Origin of the sequence: Streptomyces zingiberis, from assembly GCF_012034935.1 — a bacterium.
Classification (GTDB): domain Bacteria; phylum Actinomycetota; class Actinomycetes; order Streptomycetales; family Streptomycetaceae; genus Streptomyces; species Streptomyces zingiberis.
The window spans coordinates 1-21,962 of the sequence record NZ_JAATEN010000026.1 but is presented as its reverse complement, the minus strand read 5'-3'; the positions used below and the strand labels follow the sequence as shown (position 1 = coordinate 21,962).

Below are 21,962 nucleotides of genomic sequence, written 5' to 3'. Positions count from 1 at the left end.
TTCGAAGCTACAGGAAGCGGACGGCGAACCACGCTGCCCGGACCGCCTCGGCCCCGCCCACCCCGCCCACCCCGCCCACCCCGCCGGCCGCGCGCCGTCGCCCGGTCGGGGCCCGAGGAGTCGCCCCGCACCCCGGGGCGCACCAGCCTGAGGGGAGGGCGCGGTCCCGGGCCGTCACCGGGCGGCGCCACGACCGGGCAGGAGACACCAGGTGGCACAGCGAAGAGCAGGACGCTCAGGACAGCTCTGCGGTGACGCCGAGGGCCGGACGCGGCTGCGTCATGCCCCTCTGCCCTGCTGGGTCCCCGGGGTGCTGCTCGTTCTGGGGATCCTCCTCGGCGTGCTGGGCCCGCCGGAACTGACCGGCTCCGCGTTCTTCGCGGTCGCCCCGATGATGGCCGCCGCCGTCTACACCGCACCGGGCACGGTGGCGACCGCGGTGGTCGCCGTCCTGGCCGGTGCCTTCTTCAACCTCGTGCGCGGGACCGAGAGCGAGCTGCACCGGTATCTGGATGTCGCCTCCGTCCTCGCCGCCGCCGCGACCTCGGTCTACGTCAACCGGGTCGTGCGCCACGGTCACCGCGCGCTGTCCTCGGTCCGCAACGTCGCCGAGGCCGCGCAGCGAGCCGTCCTGCCCACCCCGTCCGGCCGCATCGGCGGGCTGCGCGTCGCCGCCCGCTACGAGGCGGCGCAGGCGGACGCGGGGATCGGCGGCGACCTCTACGCGGCCCAGTCGACCCCGCACGGGCTGCGCCTTCTCGTCGGGGACGTGCGGGGCAAGGGCATGGGCGCGGTGGGCGCGGTGGCGATCCTCCTCGGCGCCTTCCGCGAGGCGGCCGAGGAGGAGGCCGGGCTGAACGGCATCGCGCACCGGCTGGAGTCGGCCCTCCGCCGGGAGGCGAAGCGGCGGGAAGGGCTGGAGCAGGACGAGGGGTTCGCCACGGCACTGCTCGCCGAGATCCCCTTCACCGTCCCGGACGAGGTGGGGGTCGAGGGCTCGGCGGGGGGCGTCGCCTCGGGGCACCGCGCCGGCTCCGGCCCGGCGACGAACCGGGTGGTGCGGCTGCTCAACCGCGGCCACCCCGCACCGCTGCTGCTCTCCCCGGACGGCTCCACCGTACGGACCCTGGACCCGGTGGAGCCCGCGCTCCCGCTCGGTCTGGTGGGGCTGGCCGCCGAGCCGGACCGGGTGGAGGAGCTTCCCTTCCCGCCCGGCCACACCCTGCTGGTCGTCACCGACGGCGTCACGGAGGCCCGTGACCGGGCCGGCGACTTCTACGATCCCGTGGTGCGGCTGAGCGGCTGGACCTTCGAGAGCCCGGAACACCTCCTCGACGCCCTCGTGGCGGACGTGACCGGGTACACCGGCGGCGGGGCCCACGACGACATGGCGCTGCTGGCGATCAGGGACGGTTCCGAGGACCCCGACGGTCACACTCCGTGACCGAAGCGGCCCGATCCATAACGACTGACGCACGATCAGCGGAAAGAGGTTTCCCGGCGCGGCGGCGACTCGCCCCGCTCCGTACTCCGATGTCCGTTTGGTGCAAGGGGGCTTGACCAAAAGATCAGCCGGGACGGGTTGGAATACTCCGTGCCCGTCAATTAACGTTTGATAACGCAGCGCGGTCGTCCCAGCCGCCACCGAGGGTGGCACCGTGCGCGCAATCGCCGAATCCCGCATGCGCGGAACCAGCACCACCTGCACCAAGGGAACCGGGGAACCAATCCTTGGGGTGAATCGGAACCCTCCATGAGGAGGGGACCGTAGGAGACCTTCCTGCTCCGAACCCGTCAGCTAACCCGGTAGGCGAGAAGGAAGGAAGGAGTGCGCCTCCGTGGCGTCCAGCAGCCCTGCCCCCGGCACCTGGGCCGGTCCGGCCGACTCCGGCCCCCGTTTCGACGGCGAGCCGGCCGGTGAGTGGAATCCCACCGCCGAATCCATCGTCCCCGTCCGGGGCCGGCACCGGGTGGTCAAGCAGCGCGGCGGCGGTATGGCCAGAAGCGGCGCGGTACTCGGCGTGGGCGTGATCGCCGCCGTCGGCGCCGGTGGCATGGCCACCGCGAAGGACAGCCCGCAGGCCCCCCTCTCGCTGCCCGACCTCTCCGTTCAGGACGTCCCCGGCCTCGACACCCTGGTCGGCGGCTCCGACGCCGCCGCACTCGCCAACCGGGCGCCGCTGACTCAGGCGGGGCTGACCGCCGAAGAGGCCGCCGGTGGCACCGACGCCGGCGAGGCGCTGCGCGCCCGCATCATGCGCCAGGCCGAGCGGCAGCAGACCGCCGCCGAGGAGAGCGACCGGCTCGCCGCCGAGCAGTCCGCCCGTGCGAAGGCCGCGGAGGCCGCCTCCGCCAAGAAGGCCAAGGCCGACGCCGAGAAGAAGAAGGCCGAGAAGGAGGCCGAGCGCAAGGCGGCCGAGGAGGCCGCGCGCAAGGCCGAGGAGAAGCGGCTGGCCGAACTGGCCGCCAGCTACGCCCTCCCGCTCTCCAGCTACACCATCACCTCCAGCTTCGGCGCGTCCGGCTCGCTGTGGTCCAGCACCCACACCGGTCAGGACTTCGCCGCGCCCACCGGCACCCCGGTCAAGGCGGTGCACGGCGGCACGATCACCGAGGCGGGATGGGCCGGCAGCTACGGCTACCGCATCATCCTCACCCTCGATGACGGCACGGAGATCTGGTACAACCACCTGTCCTCGATGACCGTCACCTCCGGCAAGGTCACGACGGGCGAGACCATCGGGCGGGTCGGCTCCACCGGCAACTCCACCGGCCCGCACCTGCATCTGGAGGTCCGGCCCGGTGGCGGGGACCCGGTCGACCCGGCCGCCTGGTTCCGCGAGCACGGCAAGAACATCTGAGCCGAAACATCTGAGCCGAGCCGCCCGTCCCCTCCACCGCGGACCCCGGACGGGCGGACCCCGGACGGGCGGACCCCGGCCTGCCCCGGGCGAGTGCCCGGGACGGGCCGCCGCGGTGCCCGGCCCCGGGGCCACGGCGCGGGAGGCAGGCGGAAGTTGACCCCCGTGGCGTCGTCCGCACCCCGGCCGGGGCGTCGGGCCGCCGGCCCGGGGAGCCCTCGGAACGTTGTCCGCCGCCCCGGTGAGGGAAGAACGGCCGGAGCCCGGGGCGCGTGTGATGCGCGCTCCCGGGCTCCAGTTCTTACCCCGTGTCCCGCACTCCGTCTGACCCCGTCCCGGCGTGGCAAACCCCGGCGACGGCTCCGGGTTCGGGAGCGGTGCAGGCCGTGCCCCGCATCTCCGTGCGGCCCCTGGCTCCCCGGCCTCCCCGTACGGTCCGGGCAGCACCGCGCCGGTCCGTCATCCCCGCGAGCCCCGGCGGTCCGCTCCCGCCGCTCAACCTCTCCTGACCGCGGGCCCGGTCGGGCCCCGGGTCCGCCCCCGGATTCCTCCGTCCCCCGCGTCCCGGCCCGCTCCCCCGCCGTTCCGCCGAGTGCGTGAACGGGGCCGTGGGGGGCATTCGCACCCACGGATGGGCCCCGGGCACCGCCCGGGCGTGGAGCGGAACGGAGGAACGGGGATGACGGCGGATCGAACAGTGGGGGGAGGAGCGGGAGGGGAGGCCGTCGCCACGGCCGTGCCCGCCCGCCTGGACCGGCTCCCGTGGTCGCGGTGGCACTGGACCATCGTCATCGGTCTCGGCACCGTGTGGATCCTCGACGGCCTGGAGGTGACGGTCGTCGGGAACATAGCCGGCCGCCTCTCGGAGGAGGGCAGCGGGCTGCCGATCAGCTCCGCCCAGGTCACGGGAACCGCGGCCGCCCTCTACGTGGCGGGGGCCTGCCTGGGGGCGCTGTTCTTCGGCCGCCTCACCGACCGCTTCGGCCGGAAGAAGCTGTTCATCCTCACCCTGGCCGTCTACCTGGCGGCCACCGCCCTCACCGCGGTCTCCTTCTCCAGCTGGTGGTTCTTCGCCTTCCGCTTCCTCACCGGCTTCGGTATCGGCGGTGAGTACGCGGCCATCAACTCGGCCGTCGACGAACTGATCCCCTCGAAGTACCGCGGCCGGGTGGACCTCATCATCAACGGCAGCTTCTGGCTCGGCGCGGTCGGCGGTTCCCTGCTCTCCATCGTCATGCTGGACACCGACATCTTCCCCAAGGACGTCGGCTGGCGGCTGACCTTCGCCCTCGGCGTCGTCCTCGGCCTGGTGATCCTCCTGGTCCGCCGGAACGTCCCGGAGAGCCCACGCTGGTTGTTCATCCACGGCCGCGGCGAGGAGGCGGAGCGGCTGGTCGGCGAGGCGGAGGAGCAGATCAAGGCCGAGAAGGGCCTCGACGAACTCCCCGAGCACGCCGGTGAGATCGAGATCCACCAGCGGAAGAGCATCGGCTTCGGATTGATCGCCCGCACCGTCTTCTCGCGCTATCGCCGCCGCGCGGTCCTCGGTTTCTCGCTCTTCGTCGGCCAGGCGTTCCTCTACAACGCCATCACCTTCGGCTTCGGGGCGATCCTCACGAAATTCTTCGACGTGGACACCGGCTCGACCGGCTACTTCTTCGCGGTGATCGCGCTCGGCAACTTCCTGGGCCCGCTGCTGCTCGGCAAGCTCTTCGACACGCTGGGCCGCAAGATCATGATCTCGGGCACCTATCTCCTCTCCGGAATCCTGCTGTTCGTCACCGCCTGGCTGTTCGACGGCGGCCATCTGACCGCGACCACTCTCACCGCCTGCTGGTGCGTGGTGCTGTTCTTCGCCTCGGCCGGGGCGAGTTCGGCGTATCTCACCGTCAGCGAGGTCTTCCCGATGGAGACCCGCGCCATGTCGATCGCCTTCTTCTACGCCATCGGCACCGCGGCGGGCGGCATCAGCGGCCCGCTGGTCTTCGCCCGGCTCACCGAGTCGGGCGTGGTCGGGGACACCGTGCTGGCCTTCCAGATCGGCGCCGTGCTCATGACCCTGGCCGGCCTGGTGGCCGCCGCCCTCGCCGTCCCGGCCGAGCGGCGCTCGCTGGAGGACATCGCCACACCGCTCTCCCAGCGCACCGAGCCCGAACCGGCCCCGGGCCCGGCGAGGACCTGACGCCGAGGACCTGCCGGCTCCGGCGACGGGCTCTCCGGGCGTACCGTCTCCGCAGCCGCAGCCGCAGCCGCAGCCGCAGCCGCAGCCGCAGCCGCAGCCGCAGCCGCAGCCGCAGCCGCGCACGCCGCGCCGGTCGCCGCGGATCAGCCGCCGCCCCGGCTCTCCTGCCCAGGGCCGGGGCGGCGGTGCGGTGTGGCGCGGGGCCGGTGCGGCGGCGTCACCGACCCGCGATGTGCCGGGGAGAGTGCGCGGCCCCCCTCACGGGGTGCACGGCGGCGGAGCCCCCTGCCGGGGGCCCGGCGGTCCGGCGCTCTCCGGCGGGCACGGCCCGGGATGCCCGGGGTCTCCGGGATCTCCACCGTCCGCCCCGGTCCGGCCGGACGGGCCGGGGGGTGCGCCGGGCCGCGGGAGCCCCGCACCGTCGACGGAGCCCGCACCGTACGCCGGGGGGCCCTGAGGCGCGGGCGGGGGCGGGGCGCCCGGGTACGGCGGCGCGCCGGGAGGCACAGACGGCGGGACACCGGTGCCCGGGCCCGGCGGGACGGCCGGGCCCGGCGGGGTGACTGGGCCCGGCGGGTTTACTGGGCCCGGCCGCGCGCCGAAGGCCCCGTACGGCGCCGTGCCCGCCGCGCCCCCGGAGGCGTACGGCGCGCCCCTCTTGGCCAGCCCGGGACCCTCGCCGGCGATTCCGTACGGGCCGACGGCCCCGGGCGCGTACGCCGGGGCGGGCCCGGGGCCGTACACCCCCGCGCCTCCCGGCCCGGCCCCGTACGCCCCGAAGCCCCCCGGGCCGAAACGGGCGCCCGGCGGGTACGCCCCGGCGCTCCCCGGCGGGTGGCCGCTCCCGCCTCCCGGGGCGTGCGGACCACCACCGCCCGCCGGGTGGGGAGCACCGGCCCCCGGCGGCCCCCACCCCGGCAGGGGCAGGGCGCCGTAGGGCATCGCGGCCGCGGCGGCCTGGAGCAGGGCCGGTTGTGACCGCGCCTTCCGCCGCCACAACTCGTGCAGCAGTTCCCGCTCCCGCGCGGTGAAGTCCCGGTCCGGCGCGCCCCGATGGGCCCGGCGCCGCAGGAAGGCCAGTGATGTGGCGAAGGTCTGGTACTCGGCCACCTCGCGGCCGGCCTCCCACCCGTGCGCGCGGCGGGCGAGTCGGCGCGCCCGCGTCCGGGTCCGCATCGACCCCAGCGCGTGGGGCTCGGCCGGCGCGAGCCACCCGGCCGCCACATAGGCGGGAAGCTGCTCCCGGACGGTTCTCAGCGCGGCGGCCCGGGAGCGGACCACCACGGTGGTCATGATCACGAAGAGCGGCACCATGAACAGCGCGTAGACGGTGAGGAACCCGTTCCCGCCCAGACTCGTGGAGCCGTTCCACACGCTGTGCAGCCCCATGGCGGTGGCCAGTCCGGCCAGCGGCAGCAGCACCCGGCCCGCCCGGGCGGCGGGGGACAACAGCGCCACCAGCCCGAAACCCATCCCCGTCAGCGCGGTGAACAGTGGATGCGCGAACGGCGACAGCACGATGCGGACGAAGAAGGTCTGCACCGTGACCGATTCCAGGCCGGTGTTCCCGAGGGCTTGGTCCTCGCCGAAGGCGGTGCCGAGGAAGAGGACGTTCTCGGTGAACGCGAACCCCGTCGCGGTGACCCCCGCGATGACGACCCCGTCCACGATCCCGTCGAAGTGGCGGCGGCGGAAGACGAACAGCAGGAGCAGCGCGGCGCCCTTGGCGCTCTCCTCCACCACCGGTGCGACGACCGCGGCGCCCCAGGTGTCGGCCTCGCCCGCCGAGGAGATCTCCCCGCGGGTGACGATCCAGCGCACCGCGAGGCCGTTCGCCAGGATCGCCACCAGCGTCGCCGCACAGGCGCCCCACGCGAACGCGAAGGCGAGGTTCCGCCACGGTTCCGGCTCCACACGGTCCAGCCACCAGAAGGCCCCCAGCAGCAGCGGCACGGGCAGTACGGCCAGCGAGAGACCGACCACGAACCCCTGGGTGCCGGTCTGCTGCCGTACCAGCGCGAGGATCACCAGGCCGCAGAGCGCCAGCAGCGTCATCGGCCCGCCGGCCCGCACCCATCCGCGCTGCCGGAGCGGGGGGCGCGCCCGGTGCGACGGGCGGTGGTCCCCCGCCGTGGCACCGGGCGGCGGTACGGGGAACGGTGCGGGGGGCGGGACGGACGGCGGCACGGGGGGCAGGGACGGTACGGGCCGGGGAGAGCTGGAGGACCACGGCGGCCCCGACGGTGGCGTGAGCGGCACCGGCGGTGCCGGCGGCGGCGCGGCCGGCCCGGGCGGTGAGGACGGCACGGGAGGCGCGGACGGCGGAGCGGCTTCGAACTGGGGGACGGTGAGCCTCCGTTGACCCGGCTGCTGTGGGGGCGGGGACGGGTGCATCCACCGACCCTAACCAACGCCGCCGCCGGGGGGAGCCTCTTCGCTCAGCGGCGGCGGAAGAGCAGGTCGTGGACGCGGTGGCCCTTGCCGATCCCCGCCCGCTCGAACTTGGTCATCGGCCGGAAGGCGGGCCGGGGCGCGTAACCCCCGCCGGCCGCCGTGTTCTCCAGCTCGGGGCAGGCCGACAGCACCTCGAGCATCTGCTCGGCGTACGGCTCCCAGTCGGTGGCGCAGTGGAACAGGGCGCCCGGCGCCAGCCGCGCGGCGGCCAGCTCCACGAACTCGGGCTGGATCAGCCGCCGCTTGTGGTGCCGCGTCTTGGGCCAGGGATCGGGGAAGTAGACGCGCAGCCCCGCCAGGGCGCCGGGCTCGATCATCTCGCGGAGCAGGATGATCGCGTCCCCGTTGGCCACCCGGAGGTTCGTCAGCCCCGCGCGCTCGGCGAGCGCCAGCAGATTGCCCTGGCCGGGGGTGTGCACATCGGCGGCCAGAATGCCGGTGCCGGGGTCGGTGGCGGCCATCTCGGCGGTGGCCTCGCCCATCCCGAAGCCGATCTCCAGCACCACGGGCAGACCGCCGAAGAAGGCGTCGAGGTCCAGCACGGAGCGGCCGTCGATGTCCAGGCCCCAGGTGGGCCAGAGCCGGCGCAGCGCCTCGCCCTGCCCGGCCGTGACCCGGCCGCGGCGGGGCCGGAAGCTCCGGATCCGGCGCTCGTGGTGCGAACCGGCCGGATCCACGGCCGGCCCCTCGGGGAACAGCAGCCGCCGCCCGGAACGGCTCCCGGACGCCGGCCCGGGACGAGCCGTGGACCCGGCGGGAGCACCGATCCCGCCCACCGGGTCGCCCGCCGGCCCGTCCGCACATCCGGCCGCAGGCTCGGCGGAGGTGGGGGCGGGGGTGGGGGCGGGGGGCACTGGGGGCACGGGCGCGACGGCAGGCCGCTCGGGTGCGGAGGGGGACGGGCGCTGGTGGGACTCGGACACAATGCCCCCGATTCTACGGCCCACCCCGGCCCCGGCCGCCGGGCCCGTCCGCGAGCCCGGGGGCCTGACCCCCGCCTCCGGTCTCACCCCGCCTCCGGCCGTACCCCGGCCCGCGGCTCCCCGCCCTGCCGCCGCGGCGGCTCCGGCGCCGGCTCGGATCCGGTGTGCCGCCCCGGGCGGGCGGTCCCGCCCGGCCCGCCGCCCCCGGGCGCCGACCCGCGCCGATCAGACCTGTATCGCCCCCAGGGCGGCCAGTGCGCGGCGCGCCACCTCACGTCCGATGGGTAGGGAGGCCGTCGCGGCGGGTGAGGGAGCGTTGAGCACATGGACGGTGCGGGGCGCCTCGGCGAAGAGGAAGTCGTCCACCAGCGAGCCGTCCGGGAGCACCGCCTGGGCCCGGACCCCGGCCGGTGCCGGGACGAGGTCCTCCGGGGAGACCTCCGGCAGCATCCGCCGCACCGCGGCCGTGAACGCGCGCCGGGACAGTGACCGCCGCAGCTCGCCGGCCCCGTACCGCCAGTGGCGGCGGGCCAGCCGCCAGGCGCCGGGGAACGCCAGCGTCTCCGCGAACTCGGTGGGGCGGAACGCTCTCCCGGTGTAACCCTCCCGCGCCGGTGCGGGCACGGCGTTCGGCCCGACGTGCACCTCCCCGTCGACACCGCGGGTGAGGTGCACGCCCAGGAAGGGGAAGGCCGGGTCGGGCACGGGGTAGACCAGCCCGCGGACGAGGCCGGGACGGCGCAGCGTGAAGTACTCGCCCCGGAAGGGGATGATCCGCATGCCCGGGTCGTCACCGGCCAGCCGCGCCACCCGGTCGCTGTGCAGCCCCGCGCAGTTCACCAGGGCACGGGCGCGGACCACCGTGCCGTCGGCCGTCCGGACCGTCACCGAGCGGGCGTCCCGGCCGACGGACCGCACCTCCGTCCCGTAGCGGACGCGCGCGCCCCCCTCCGCCGCGAGCGCGGCCAGCCGGCGGGCGACGGCCCCGAAGTCGCAGACGCCCGTCGTGCCGACGCGGATGGCGGCCAGCCCGCGCACCGCCGGTTCGTACTCCGCGATCTGGGCGGGGCCCAGCTCGCGCACCGGTATGCCGTGCTCCCGGCCGCGCTGCACCAGAGCGTGCAGCCGGGGGAGTTCCGCCCGCTCGGTGGCGACGATCAACTTGCCCGTGACCTCGTGCTCCAACCCCTGCTCGGCGCAGAAGCGCACCATCTCCTCCGCGCCCCGCACCGCGAAGCGCGCCTTGAACGAGCCCGGCGGATAGTAGATCCCGCTGTGGATCACGCCGCTGTTCCGGCCCGTCTGATGACGCGCCGGGCCCGGCTCCTTCTCCAGCACCAGCACATCGGTACCCGGCGCTTCACGAGTGATCGCATACGCCGACGACAGACCGACGATCCCGCCGCCGATCACCACCACGTCACAGTCGTACGACACCGCCCCCACCTCCCCGCTCGGCGCTGCCGCTTCAGATGATGCCCGGGCCCACTGACAACAACCCCGAAACAAGGGGGCGACCGCCCGCCGTCCGGGGCCGGCGAGGGGGCGAAACCGGACGGGGGACACCCCGGCACGACCGCCGGGCCCACCGGAGCCGCGCGGGAACGCGGGCCCCGCCCGGAGCCGGAGGTCCCGCCCGGGGCGGAGACCCGGCGCGATGCCCGGCCGGACGCCGCACCCGCCGGGCGGAGCCGCCGCTCCGCCCGTACGCCCGCCCTACGCCTGGGTCACCAGCAACGGCCGGGCCCGCTCGCGCAGTTCGGCCACGCGCGGCTCGTCCCCGTACGGCTCCAGCCGGTGCAGCAGGTCCCGGACGTACTCCTTGGTGCGCGCGGAGGAGATCTTCCCGGCCACCTCCACCGCCCGGGCGCCCTGGGCGCAGGCGGCGTCCAGGTTCCCGGACTCCAGTTCGGCGACGGCGGCGACGACCAGCCGCAGCCCGTGGGAGCGGACGAACTCCTCCGTCGGGTGGGAGAGGGCCTGCTCGGTGAAGCGGCGCACCTGCCGCGGCACCTTGAGATCGCGGTAGCACTCCGCCGCGTCCGCCGCGAACCGCCCCTCCGAGTAGAAGCCGAGCCAGCTCGGGTCCTGATCGCCCGCGCGTGAACGCTCCAGCCAGCCCTCGGACGAGCGCAGCGCCGCGCCGGCGGCCGGGGAGTCGCCCGCCTTCGCGTGCGCCCGCGCCTCGACGAGGCGGAAGAAGCTCATCGTGCGCGCGGTGGCCAGGCCGCGGTTGCGTTCCACCGCGGCCTGGGCGAGGTCCACGCCCTCGTCGGCGAAGCCCCGGTAGGTGGCCTGGAGGCTCATGGACGCGAGGACGTAACCACCGAGCGGCACGTCGGCCGCGGCCCGCGCCAGCCGCAGCGCCTGGATGTAGTAGCGCTGGGCCGCCTCCTGCTGCCCGGTGTCGAAGGCCATCCACCCGGCCAGCCGCGTCAGTTCGGCCGTGGCGCCGAAGAGGGAGCGCCCGACCTCGTCGCTGTAGGAGCCGAGGAGCAACGGCGCGGCGTCCACCCGCAGGCACTCGGGGACCATCGACGAGCGCCAGTCGCCGCCGCCGTACTTGGAGTCCCAGCGGCGCGCGTCCTCGGCGGCCTCGCGGAGCTTGGTGACGTCGCTGTGGCCCACGCGCTGCGGCGGTGACCCGTCGGTGGAGGTGGCCTCGGCCTCCTGGGGATCCCGGGCGGCGTTGCTGTCCGCCGGGGTGATCAGCCAGCGCGAGGCGGGGGTGGCGTAGGCGCTGACGGCGAACGACCCGGCGAGGCTCTGCCAGATGCCGCCACTGCCCGCGCGGCGTCCGGCGAGGTCGAGCCGGTACAGCTCGGTGGCCGAGCGCACCGCGGCACCGACGGCGCGCGGGAAGGCGAGTCCGACCTCGGGGGCCGGGTCGGCGTCGGCGAGCCCTATCTCGTGCAGCGGCACGGGGCGGCCGAGTTTGCTGCCGATGGCGGCGGCGATGAGGTGGGGCGCGGCGCCCTGCGGGACCATGCCCTTGGAGACCCACCTGGCCACCGACGTCTTGTCGTAGCGGAGGGTCAGGCCGCGCTGCGCGCCGAGGTCGTTGACCCGGCGGGCCAGGCCGGCGTTGCTGATGCCCGCGAGGGCGAGTACGGTGCCGAGCTTCTCGTTCGGCCCGCGTTGCTCCCTGGACATGAGCCACCCCTCGACACACCGACGCCCGCCCCGGCCTGGGCACGGGGCATTCGTAAGCCCAGCGTAGTTCCATGCCTCCCGACCGTTAAGGGCCGAACTTCCGGTTGGCGCGATTGTGGCCGTGGCGCGGGGGTGGCGGGAAGCCCGCGGTCCACCGCGCGGTGGGAACGTGCCACCCCGTGGCCGGACGGACGCGCCGTGGCGGCCGGGGCCGGAGCGCCTCGCTCCGGAGCGCGTGGGCGGGCGCACGCCGCGCCGGATCCGGCGGTCCGGCGTACCGGACCCCCCGTCCTCCGTGGGCGAGGGGGGTCCGGGAGGCGGCCGCGTTCTCCCGGGCCGTGCGCACGGTGTCACCCGGCCGGGCCGCTCAAGTCCCCTTGAAATTGGCTGAATTTCGCCCCTCAGGAGTGAGCTTGCCCACGCTGAGAGGCGCCGTTCCCCTGGCCGTTTCGCCCTGCCGGGCCCACCTCACCCCGCCCCGCCCCATCCGTCCGGTGCCGGGCCCGCCCGGTCCCGGGCCCCGGCGAGGGGCGGCCACCGGCGACGCTCCCATGCCCCTCCGGCCCGCGGCGAACCGGCCCTTCCCGCGGCAGGCCGGCGGGCGCCGGAGGCTGCCGGAGTACGGAGGAGCACGCCGGCGGGCGGGGCCGCGGCGGCCTCCGGAGCGTCGCCCGGCCACCGGCGGCATCCTCGGACTACTGTGCAGGGTGACCGCTGTGCACGTATGACTACGTACGTGGGTACCGCGGGGACATGGCGCGGGGACATGGTTGGCCACGGTCTGGGGAGGCGGCGATGCGGTGGTTGGTGGGGTGGAGCAGCGCCGCCGCGGGTGCGTCCCGCGTGAGGCGCGACCCGGCCGGCGTCAACGGTGACGCCGATGTCCACCCCGTCGGCTCCCAGCCGCTGTGGGGAGGGCCCGATCCGCTCTGGGCGGTGGGCGACTGGCGGCCCGACGAGATCCGCGTCGTCCAGGCCGACCCGTTCACCCGCATCGCCGTGCTCGGCTGCTGCGGCGCCACCGACGAGGAACTGCGTGTCGGCCTGTTCGCCGCCCGCGGCGGGGCGCTGCGCCACCTCACCGCCTGGCCCGGCGGCTACACCGCCGTCCTCCAGGTCGGCCGCCGGATCACCGTCACCGGCGATCTGGCGGGCGCCCGGCCCGTCTTCCACACCCCCTGGCGCGGCGGCACCGCCTATGCCACCGCCGCCCTGCCGCTCGCCGACCTCGTCGAGGCGCAACTCGACGTCGGCCATCTCGCCGCGCTGCTGACCTGCCCCGACTCCCCGGAGGCCCTGGGCGACGGCACCCCCTACGCCGGCGTCAGACGGGTGCCGCCCGGCCACGCCCTGATCCTCCGCGACGGGGCACGCGAGATCACCGGCTACGAACCGACCGCCTCCCTCGCCGTCGCCGCCCCCCAACTCGACCCGCGGCAGGCCGTCGACGGGGTGCGGGACGCCCTCGTCGACGCCGTGCGCACCCGCCTCGCCGCCCCCCGGCACGCCCCGGAGACCGAACCGGCCGACCCGGGCCCCGTGCCCGGCATGGGCCCCGCCGAGCGCCGAGCCGCCCGCGGCGCGCCCGTCCCCGGCATAGGCGCCGACCTCTCCGGCGGCAGCGCCTCCGCCACCCTCGCCCTGCTCGCCGCCGGGCTCCCCGGCAACCCCGGCACCGTCCTGGGCCACCACGGCACCGGGGCCGGCGAGCGGCTCCTCGCCGTCACCTTCAACGACCTCGCCACCGGCGGCGGCCGGGAACACGAGGCCGAACTGGAGCGGGCCCGCAGTGTCGCCGCCAACCCCCGGCTGCACCACGTCGTCGTGGCGGCCGGCGAGGAGGCCCTCCCGTATGCCGGGCTCGACACCGTCTTCCTCACCGACGAGCCCGGGCCGTCCCTCGTCGCCGCCGCCCGGCACCGCCGCCGGCTCGCCGCGGGCAGCGCCGACCACATCGTCGGCCACGGGGCCCGGCAGGTGCTCGACGCGCACCCCGCCCGCCTCGCCGACCTGCTGATCGACCGCCAGCGGCGCCGTCTGCTCCGTCCGATGGCCGCGCTCGCCCGGGCCGACGGGCCCAGCGCGCAGTCACTCTTCGTACCGCTCACCGTCTACCGCGCGGCCCGCCGGCTCGCCCGCACCCCGTACCACGAAGGGGTCCGCGACGTCGCGGGCATGCTCCTGGAACGCCGTTTCACCGACACCGGCGGCTACGGCGGACCGGCCCGCGGCATCCCGGTCCCGGCCGCCGAGGCGGGCGCCGTCGACGCCTCCCTGGCCGCGCTCACCTGGTGCCGGCCCGGGCCCGCCGCGCGCTGGCTGACGGGGGAGGCGCTCGCCGAGGTCTCGGTGCGCCTGCACGACGCGGCCTCCCGGCCGGGCACCGTGGAACGCCCCGGACAGCGGCGCGCCAACGCCGCCCTCGCCCGCCACGCGGCGGACCACCGCGTCCTCGAACAGGCCGCGGAGATCAGACACCAGCGGCTGCACGCGCCCTTCCTCGACAACCAGGTCGTCCGTGCCTGCCGCGCGCTCCCCGAGGCGCTCCGCGTCCAACCGGGGGCGCGCGCTTCCGTGTTGCGCACCGTTCTGGCGGGCGCGGGCATCCGCGACCTGCCGCCCGGCTGGGGCGCCCCCTCCCAGGCCTCCCAGGCGGCGGCGGTACGCGCCGGGTTGCGGGCGGGCGTCGACGCGCTGGTCGCACTCTTCGACGCACCGCTGCTCGCCGACGCGGGGCTCGTCGAGGCGCGCGTGGTGCGCAAGGCGCTGCGCGCCGCCGCCGAGGGCGAGCCGGTGCCGCTGGACGGCCTGGCCGAGCTGGTCTCCACCGAACTCTGGCTGCGCAGGCTGATCGCCCGCCGGGGGAGTTGCTGGACGGGCCCGGAACCCCGGCGGCAGCGGGCGGTGTCCGCAGGAGTCCCGGGCACCTCCCGGCCGTTGCTCTGACGGGTGACGGGTGACGGGTGACGGGTGACGGGTGACGGGTGACGGGTGACGGGTGGGCTCGGAGCGGGGAAGCCCGGGCCGGGAAGGGCCGCACCGGACGCCGTCGGCGACCGGGCCACCCCTGCCGCCGGCCGGACCGCCGAGGCCCGGGGCCAAACCCTGCGGGGCGCGCCCTGCGGGGCGCGCCCCGCAGGGCGCGCCCGCGCCACCGGTCAACGGCAGTCGATGCGGGCCTCGGCCCAGTCCGCGAGCGCTTCGGGGCTCAGCCCCCGGGGCTCGACGACGAGACGCAGCGTGGCGCGTTCCACCAGCGGGACGCGTACCCGGACGGCCGCGTCCCCGTCGCGCAGCACGGGTGAACGCCACAGCAGCGCGCTGTCACCGAGCACGGAGAAGCGCGCCGCGCCCGGTACGGGACGCAGGCCGTCCAGGCCCACCCGTGCCTCGAAGGCCCTGCACGCCCGGTTGAGGTCGACCGTGACCGAGGACCGGGTGCGGACGGTCACCCCCACCTCGAACCTCCCCGTCCGGCCGCCCACGGGGCACCGGCGACGGGGGCGCCGCTTGCGGACGGTGCCGTCGGCACCGGCCCGCCGTCCGCCGTGGGGAGGGACGCCGACGCCCGCGGCTCCACGGCGACGGCCGAACGCCCGGCCTGTGGCCCGCTCTCGGGCGGGCCGGTCCTCCCGGCCGTCACCATCACGGCGGCGACGGCCGCGGCCACCCCCGCGACCAACCCGGCCCGCAACGGCCGCCCGGCCCCCGCGACCACCCCCGCTCCGCGCCGTCGGCGGCGGTGCGGCAGAGCCCGTACGTCCTCCCCGGTCCACCGGTCACCGAACGATCCCGCGTAACCGGGACCGAGGACCGCCGACGGCAGTTCCTCCCGCAAGCGGGCGACGGCCCCAGCCGGCCCCGAGCCGGCCTCGCGGCACGCGGCGCAGTTCCGCGGATGACGACGGGCCGCGATCGCAGGGAGGCTCACCCAGCCGCCCCAGCCGCCCCAGCCGCCCCAGCCGCCCCAGCCGCCCCAGCCGCCCCAGCCGCCCCAGCCGCCCCAGCCGCCCCAGCCGCCGGGTCCGGCGGGTCCGGCGGGTCCGGCGGCCGGAGCCCGTTCGGCTCCCGGCCCACGGAGGGAGGAGTAGCGGGCGCAGTTCCCGCCTCTTGCTGCGGCGGCCCGGGCATGGGCCCGGAGCCAGGCCTCCGTCAGATCCGCCCGGGCGCGGCGCGCCAGTCCGGCCGTCTCGTCCGCGCTCAGCCCGAGCAGTGGCGCGGCGTCCGCCGGCGGCGCGCCCTCGGCCACCGTGTGCCAGAGCACGGTCCGGTGGTGCGCCGGCAGGCTCCGGTACGCCTCGACAACGCAAGAACGCTCCGCCGCCCGCATGCTCCTGAGTGCGAAGGCGGCCCACCCGGGCGCTGGTTCCGGTACCCCGCCGCCCGCTCCGGAGCGGGCGGCTGCCCCGGTCGCCGCCGCGTATCCGCGGCCTCCGTTCCCGCTGCCCGCCGTGTCCGCCACGAGCGCCGCACCTTCGGCGAGCTGGGCGAAGCGGGCGAACCCGGGCCGCAGACCATCTCCCTGGCCGGCGGATGCCCAGGCCGCGGCGATCCGCCGGACCGTCGTGAGCAGATGCACCCGCAGTGGCGCCTCCGGACACCGCCCGGCGCGAACCTCCCGCAGTACGTGGGTGAAGACGGCGGTCGTCAGGTCGTCCGCGGAATCGGCGTCCCGGCAGCAACGACGGGCATGGTGGCGTACGGCACCGGCATGACGCCGGAAGAACTCCTCGAAGGCGCGGTCGTCCCCGGCCGTGGTCCGCCGGAGCAGATCAGGATCGGCGGCCGCTTGTCTGTCCGGTTCGGACGTCCACTGCTCAGATGCCATGGCAGGAGCCCCCGTACGCGATGACGCACCCGAAATCCCGGAAGAATCCCCGGAAGAAGAGTGCCACAAGGCCGGGTCACGCCCCAGACGGAACCTCAGAACTCGTGGCTGGAGCGGGGATTCCACTGCTCCCGTGACGCCGCGGAGCGCTCAGCAGTCCCTCCCGCCCCTGGGAGCTCAGACACCCCGAGCACCCGGGCTGCCGTCGACCAGGCCCCTTCCTTCCGGCGGGACCGCCTCGTACCGCCTCGCACCACGCCGAGATCACCGGCCGGCCGGTCCCGGCACCACGGCCACGGGACACGGCCCGTACGGCCGTCACCGCGTCCGAGGCCGCCGGCCCCCGGGCGAACTCGCGACCGCATCCCCGCGCGAGCTCTGACCCAGCGCTCCGGCGCACCAGCCCCCGCACCACCCGCACAGCCCAGGGAGCGCGAGGACGCCGGTGGACAGGAGGACGCGCCTTCCCCGCGATCATCGGTGCACCGTGCCGCCCGGCACGGCCCCCGGGCCCCGGAACATCGGTGAGGACCCGGAAGGCCGCGCGGATCACCTCATGCGGTCTGCCGCGGGCGGAGCCCTTCGAGAAGGATGTCCAGCAGCCGTGCCGACGCGGCCTGCTGCTGCGCCGCGTCCGGAAGAGCGGGCGCCGCGGTGGCTATGACCAGCAGGACATCGGCGACCGTGACATCCCCGCGCAGCTCACCGGCGGCGCGGGCCCGGTCGACCAACTGCCCGACGACGTCCAGCAGGGCGGCCACCCCCGGGTCGTCCTCCGGCTGGGGAGTCCGCTCGACGAGCCGCAGCTCGGGCTGGCCCGGTTCCTGCCCGCCCGCCGGCTGCCGCTGGTGAGGCACCCGCACGGTGCCCGCGCCGTCCGCCTCGGCATCCGGTCCGACACTCACCCGGAGGATCTGCGGCGGCAGCAGCCTCCCGGCACCGGAGGCGACGGAGGTGCGCAGGAAGCGGGAGAGTGCCGACCAGGGCTCCTCCTCCTGGCCCAGCGCCGTCCGCGCCTGCTCCGTGAGACGCGCGGTCTCCTCCTCGGCTATCCGGCGCACCAGTACGTCCTTGCTGGGGAAGCGGCGGTAGACCGTCCCCACGCCCACCCGGGCCCGCCGGGCGACGTCCTCCATCGGGGCCCCGTAACCGAGTTCCCCGAATACTTCCCGCGCCGCGCGCAGCACGTGCTCCAGGTTGCGCTGGGCGTCGACCCGCAGCGGTGCCGAACGGGCCGCTCCGAGGACGTCCGTGGCGGCCGGGACGACCCGTGAGCCGCCGTCCGAGCCGGTCGCGACAGCGGCGGGCCATTGAGAGCTCTGCCTGTGCATGTTTTCCCCCGGTGATGACGTCTCCCCCCGGAGACTCCCCGTCGTTTGGCGCCGGGCGGCGGTCTGGCTCCCCCGGCGGGATACGAACATAGTTGAGCCCAGGCCCGGAAAGAAGAGGGCAGTTCAGCACAGACCGCCCCCCGGCCGAAGCGGATTGCCGCCCGGAGCGGAGCCCGGAACGTCCCACCACGGACACCCCCACGCTGACCTGCGTGCCTTGTGCCCGACCTACCGGAACACGCCCTTCCGTTGATCACGGCGTGGCAGTCATACATTTCGCGGGGCCTGTGGACAAACGGCCGACGCCGGTGCCTCATGGGAGGGTGCCGTGCTTCCCGGGAAGCGGGCGCGGACGAACGACATCGCGAGGAGACCCTCTGTGACGGAACCGGCGCGCATTCTCGTGGTCGGCGGCGGCTGTGTCGGGATGTACACGGCGCTGCGGCTCAAGCGGAGGCTCAAACGCGACGAGGCGCTGGTCACCGTGGTCGATCCCGAGCCGTACATGACCTACCAGCCCTTCCTGCCGGAGGCCGCCGCGGGCTCGATCTCACCCCGCCACGTCGTCGTGCCCCTGCGCCGCGTGCTCCGCGGGTGCCAGGTCGTCGTCGGCGAGGTCACGGCCCTCGACCACGCCGCGCGCAGCGCGACCGTGCGCACCCTCGCCACCGCGGAGGAGGGCAGCCCGCCGGTGGAGATCGGTTACGACGAGCTGGTCCTCGCCCCGGGCTCGGTCTCCCGCACCCTCCCGGTCCCCGGTCTCGCCGAGTTCGGCATCGGCTTCAAGACCGTCGAGGAAGCCATCATGCTCCGCAACCACGTCCTCGAACAGCTCGACATCGCCTCCTCCACCCGGGACCCCGCCCTCCGCGACGCCGCGCTGACCTTCGTCGTCGTCGGCGGCGGCTACGCGGGCGTCGAGGCGATCGCCGAGCTGGAGGACATGGCCCGCTACGCCCTGCGCTATTACCACAACGTGGAACCCGAGGACATGAAGTGGGTCCTCGTCGACGCCGGCGAGCGCATCCTGCCCGAGGTCGGCGAGGAGATGGGCGGCTACGCCGTCCGCGAACTGCGCCGCCGCACCATCGACGTGCGCCTGGGCACCCGGCTCGCCTCCTGCGAGAACCGGGTCGCCGTGCTCAGCGACGGTTCGCGGCTGCCCACCCGGACCCTGGTGTGGACGGCCGGCGTCAAGCCGCACCCGGTCCTCGCCGCCATGGGGCTGCCGCTGGACGGGCGCGGGCGGCTGAGGTGCGGCGCGGACCTCCGGGTCGAGGGCACGGAGCACGCCTGGGCGGCCGGGGACGCCGCCGCCGTGCCGGACCGCACCGCCACCACGCCCGGCGCGCTCTGCGCCCCCAACGCCCAGCACGCGGTGCGCCAGGCCCGCACGCTCGCCGACAACCTGGTGGCGCACCTGCGCGGCGGACGGACCGAGGAGTACCGGCACGCGCACGCGGGCTCGGTCGCCTCGCTGGGACTCCACAAGGGCGTCGCGCAGGTGTACGGAAAGAAGATCAAGGGTTACCCGGCGTGGTTCATGCACCGCGTCTATCACCTGAGCCGGGTACCGACCTTCAACCGCAAGGCCCGGGTGATCGCCGAATGGTCCCTCGCCGGTCTCTTCAAACGGGAGATCGTCTCCCTCGGCTCGCTGGAGCACCCACGGGCCGAATTCGAACTCGCGGCCGGGGCAGACCAGTTGCGTGACCGCTGATGACCCGGGCGGCGGCGGCCCCTGGAACTTACCGGCCGGTGGGCTCGTCTGACGGATGTCATCCCGGTCGGTCACACTGGGCAGGTGACCAACCGGGCCCGGCTCTTCCCCGCCAGGAGCACCGCGGCCTCCCGCGCCGGGAGGACCGCGAGCGCCGACTCCGCGCGGCCCCGCCCTTCCCCGAGTCCCACCGAACCACGAAAGCAGCGGCACACCCCGGCCGGTCCGCTGACCCGAAGCGACATCACGAGGCAAATCTCAGTGAACTTCACGCGCTGGAGCGCCCGTCTCCCCGGTACACAGCGACGCGCCGCGGTGCGGTCCGGCCGCGGCCCGGGCCCGCAGACCCCGCCCGACGGTGCCGCGCCGGCCGCCGGGAAGGACGGGAAGGACGGGAAGGAGCGGCCGGATCCACCGTCGCGCGCGGACGGCGCCGGACCGGGCGTCCCGGGCCTGCCGCCCCCGCGGGACTCGCTCGCCCGAGACGTCCTGGACCAGGTCCCGGGCCTCGTGGCGGTGGTCCACGGCCCCGAACACCGGATCGCCTACGTCAACCGGGCGTATACGACGGTCTTCGGTGACCGTCCCGTCGGCGGCCCCGCCGGGGACGCACTGCCGGAACTCTCCGAACTCGGGCTCCTGCCGGTGATGGACCAGGTGCTGCGCAGCGGTCGCCCCCGGACGGTCCGGGCACACCGTACCCACGGACCCGCCGGTGCGGGGCACTACACCTTCACCTGCACCCCTGTCGAACTGTCGGCCACCGACGGCGAATCCCCCACCGGCGCCCTCCCCGCCGACCAGCCGCGTGTCCTCGCCGACGGCGCTTCCCCCGGCGCGACGGACGGCGGTTCCGGCGCGGTGGAAGGGGCGCCGCCCGACGGAAGGCGCGCCCCCGCCACCCTCGGCCGCGCCGACGGTGTGGGCGGCCTCGACGGCCTGCACCGCCTTGACGGTGTGGACGGTGAGGATGGTGTGGACGGGGTGGGCCGCCGCAGTGGCGGTGTCGGCGGTGACGGCGCCCGGCTCCCGCACGCCCCGGCCTCCCCCGCCGCGTCCACCCGCCGCAGGGGCGTCATGCTCTTCGCCACCGACGTCACCGACCAGGTCGAGGCGGCCGAACGGCTGCGGACGAGCGAGCGCCGCCAGCGCGAAACGGCCGTCACCCTGCAGCGCAGTCTCCTCCCGCAGAAGCTCGAACAGCCGGACGACCTGCGGGTCGCCGCCACCTACCGGCCCGGCGGCACCGACGAGGCGGTCGGCGGCGACTGGTACGACGTGATCACCCTCGGCGCGGGCCGGACGGCCCTGGTCATCGGGGACGTGATGGGCCGCGGCGTCCGCGCCGCCGCCGTGATGGGCCAGCTCCGCACCGCCGTGCGGGCCTACGCCCGCCTCGACCTGCCGCCGCACGAGGTCCTCCAGCTTCTCGACGGTCTCGCCGCCGAGATCGACCCGAACCAGATCGCCACCTGCCTCTACGCCGTCCACGATCCCAACGAGAACCGCCTGGTCCACTCCTCCGCCGGCCACCTCCCGATCATCGTCCGCGACGCGGACGGCACCGTGCGCCGCGCGGCCGAGCCCACCGGCCCTCCCCTCGGCACGGGGGGCTGGGTGCACACCTCCGGTTCGCTCGAACTCGGAGCGGGCTCCACCGCGGTGCTCTACACCGACGGACTCGTCGAACGCCGTGACGCCGACATCGACCACGGCATCGCTGCGCTCGAGCAAGCGCTCGCCTCGGCCGACGGGCCCGCCCGCGCGGTCTGCGACCGGCTGATCCACGCCCTCGGCGTCACCGCCGACCACGACGACGACGTCGCCGTACTCGTCCTCCAGCATCCGATGCGCACCGGGCCGGACGCCGAGCTGTTCCACAACGCGGCGCTCGACCTTCTCGGCGGCGTGGAAGCGGCCCCCCGCGCCCGGGCCTTCGCTTCCGGAGTGCTCACCAGCTGGCGTTTCCCCGACGATCTGCACGACCTCGGCGTGATGGCCGCCAGTGAACTCGTCGCCAACTCGCTCCAGCACGGCACGCCCCCCATGCGCCTGCGGCTGCGCCGTACGGACCGGCGCCTCATCGTCGAGGTGACGGACGGGGACGACCATCTGCCGCGCCGCCGCCGCGCCGAGCCGGTGGACGAATCGGGCCGGGGCATCTCGATCATCGCCACCATCGCGTCCGCCTGGGGCTCCCGCCGGACACCGGGCGGGGGCAAGGCCGTCTGGTGCGAGTTCGCCCTCCCGGACAGCTGCCGCCCGCCGGGCTGAGAGCACCGCCACCGCGGCCGGTGGGCATGTGACCGGCCGGCCGGCGCCGCGGGACCAGCGGCCCGCCGTCGTTCCCACGGACGCAGGCACGGACACGAACGATGAACGGGGTGGCGCCGTGCCGTCTGCCGGACCACCCCGGTGGCCGCCCACCGTGGCGAGTTGACACCCCCGGAGAAGATCCCTACTGTTCTCCGAGTTGCCGACAGCCCCTAGGGGGCGGTGGCAGCCCATCG

12 protein-coding genes, 1 pseudogene and 1 riboswitch are annotated in these 21,962 nt (G+C 75.6%); of the genes and pseudogenes, 6 read left to right on the top strand and 7 right to left on the bottom strand.

The features are described from left to right. Positions 1 to 211 precede the first annotated feature (211 nt). The 3 genes from HCK00_RS28290 to HCK00_RS24155 all read left to right on the top strand — a co-directional run bounded on the left by HCK00_RS28290 (position 212) and on the right by HCK00_RS24155 (position 5,043). The gene (locus tag HCK00_RS28290; RefSeq protein WP_311765462.1) at positions 212 to 1,444 is read left to right on the top strand and encodes a PP2C family protein-serine/threonine phosphatase; all 1,233 of its coding nucleotides are present in this window, start codon (positions 212 to 214) and stop codon (positions 1,442 to 1,444) included. A 215-nt stretch (positions 1,445 to 1,659) separates the two neighbouring features. Next, a riboswitch (cyclic di-AMP (ydaO/yuaA leader) is annotated at positions 1,660 to 1,828 on the top strand. 10 nt (positions 1,829 to 1,838) lie between these two features. Then, positions 1,839 to 2,861 (top strand): M23 family metallopeptidase, encoded by a 1,023-nt coding sequence (locus HCK00_RS24160; RefSeq protein ID WP_311765461.1) that lies wholly within the window; start codon positions 1,839 to 1,841, stop codon positions 2,859 to 2,861. Between the two features lie 679 nt (positions 2,862 to 3,540). Continuing rightward, on the top strand, positions 3,541 to 5,043 hold the full coding sequence (locus HCK00_RS24155; protein ID WP_168104160.1) for an MFS transporter: 1,503 nt from the start codon (positions 3,541 to 3,543) through the stop codon (positions 5,041 to 5,043). Between the two features lie 852 nt (positions 5,044 to 5,895). Here HCK00_RS24155 and HCK00_RS27990 read toward each other — a convergent pair. From HCK00_RS27990 to HCK00_RS24135, 4 genes and pseudogenes are all read right to left on the bottom strand, one after another. Next, positions 5,896 to 7,437, bottom strand: a pseudogene (locus HCK00_RS27990) (PrsW family intramembrane metalloprotease); the annotation flags it as partial. 44 nt (positions 7,438 to 7,481) lie between these two features. Beyond that, on the bottom strand, positions 7,482 to 8,360 hold the full coding sequence (trmB, locus tag HCK00_RS24145) for a tRNA (guanosine(46)-N7)-methyltransferase TrmB (protein WP_375782000.1): 879 nt from the start codon (positions 8,358 to 8,360) through the stop codon (positions 7,482 to 7,484). Positions 8,361 to 8,645: 285 nt separating this feature from the next. Further along, positions 8,646 to 9,857 (bottom strand): L-2-hydroxyglutarate dehydrogenase, encoded by a 1,212-nt coding sequence (gene lhgD, locus HCK00_RS24140; RefSeq protein WP_375781999.1) that lies wholly within the window; start codon positions 9,855 to 9,857, stop codon positions 8,646 to 8,648. A 279-nt stretch (positions 9,858 to 10,136) separates the two neighbouring features. Beyond that, the gene (locus tag HCK00_RS24135) at positions 10,137 to 11,573 is read right to left on the bottom strand and encodes an NsdA family TPR-like regulatory protein (protein ID WP_168104158.1); all 1,437 of its coding nucleotides are present in this window, start codon (positions 11,571 to 11,573) and stop codon (positions 10,137 to 10,139) included. Between the two features lie 795 nt (positions 11,574 to 12,368). Between HCK00_RS24135 and HCK00_RS24130 the strand changes: the two genes are divergently transcribed. Next, positions 12,369 to 14,519, top strand: a complete 2,151-nt coding sequence (locus HCK00_RS24130; RefSeq protein ID WP_168104157.1) for an asparagine synthase-related protein — start codon at positions 12,369 to 12,371, stop codon at positions 14,517 to 14,519. 212 nt (positions 14,520 to 14,731) lie between these two features. Here the strand turns inward: HCK00_RS24130 and HCK00_RS24125 are convergent, their stop codons facing one another. The 3 genes from HCK00_RS24125 to HCK00_RS24115 form a co-directional block, all read right to left on the bottom strand. Continuing rightward, positions 14,732 to 15,025: an NPCBM/NEW2 domain-containing protein gene (locus HCK00_RS24125; protein WP_168104156.1), complete on the bottom strand. Its 294-nt coding sequence runs from the start codon at positions 15,023 to 15,025 to the stop codon at positions 14,732 to 14,734. Continuing rightward, complete coding sequence (locus HCK00_RS24120; RefSeq protein WP_168104155.1) at positions 15,022 to 16,401, bottom strand: RNA polymerase sigma factor; 1,380 nt, start codon at positions 16,399 to 16,401, stop codon at positions 15,022 to 15,024. Before HCK00_RS24120 ends, HCK00_RS24125 begins: the two co-directional genes overlap by 4 nt. A gap of 554 nt (positions 16,402 to 16,955) precedes the next feature. After that, entirely contained in the window at positions 16,956 to 17,732 is a 777-nt protein-coding gene (locus HCK00_RS24115; RefSeq protein WP_168104154.1) for a TetR/AcrR family transcriptional regulator, read from the bottom strand. 379 nt (positions 17,733 to 18,111) lie between these two features. Between HCK00_RS24115 and HCK00_RS24110 the strand changes: the two genes are divergently transcribed. Together HCK00_RS24110 and HCK00_RS24105 are read left to right on the top strand one after the other, a co-directional pair. After that, positions 18,112 to 19,452: an NAD(P)/FAD-dependent oxidoreductase gene (locus tag HCK00_RS24110; protein WP_168104153.1), complete on the top strand. Its 1,341-nt coding sequence runs from the start codon at positions 18,112 to 18,114 to the stop codon at positions 19,450 to 19,452. Positions 19,453 to 19,767: 315 nt separating this feature from the next. Then, positions 19,768 to 21,726 carry a SpoIIE family protein phosphatase gene (locus HCK00_RS24105; protein WP_446459022.1) on the top strand — a complete coding sequence of 653 codons (1,959 nt, stop codon included), beginning with the start codon at positions 19,768 to 19,770 and terminating at the stop codon, positions 21,724 to 21,726. Positions 21,727 to 21,962 lie beyond the last annotated feature (236 nt).

Excerpts from the sequence above, each read along its gene's own strand:
- HCK00_RS24120 (WP_168104155.1), bottom strand. The coding sequence starts at position 16,401 with ATGGCATCTGAGCAGTGGACGTCCGAACCGGACAGACAAGCGGCCGCC.
- HCK00_RS24155 (WP_168104160.1), top strand. The coding sequence starts at position 3,541 with ATGACGGCGGATCGAACAGTGGGGGGAGGAGCGGGAGGGGAGGCCGTC.
- HCK00_RS24135 (WP_168104158.1), bottom strand. The coding sequence starts at position 11,573 with ATGTCCAGGGAGCAACGCGGGCCGAACGAGAAGCTCGGCACCGTACTC.
- HCK00_RS24130 (WP_168104157.1), top strand. The coding sequence starts at position 12,369 with ATGCGGTGGTTGGTGGGGTGGAGCAGCGCCGCCGCGGGTGCGTCCCGC.
- HCK00_RS24115 (WP_168104154.1), bottom strand. The coding sequence starts at position 17,732 with ATGCACAGGCAGAGCTCTCAATGGCCCGCCGCTGTCGCGACCGGCTCG.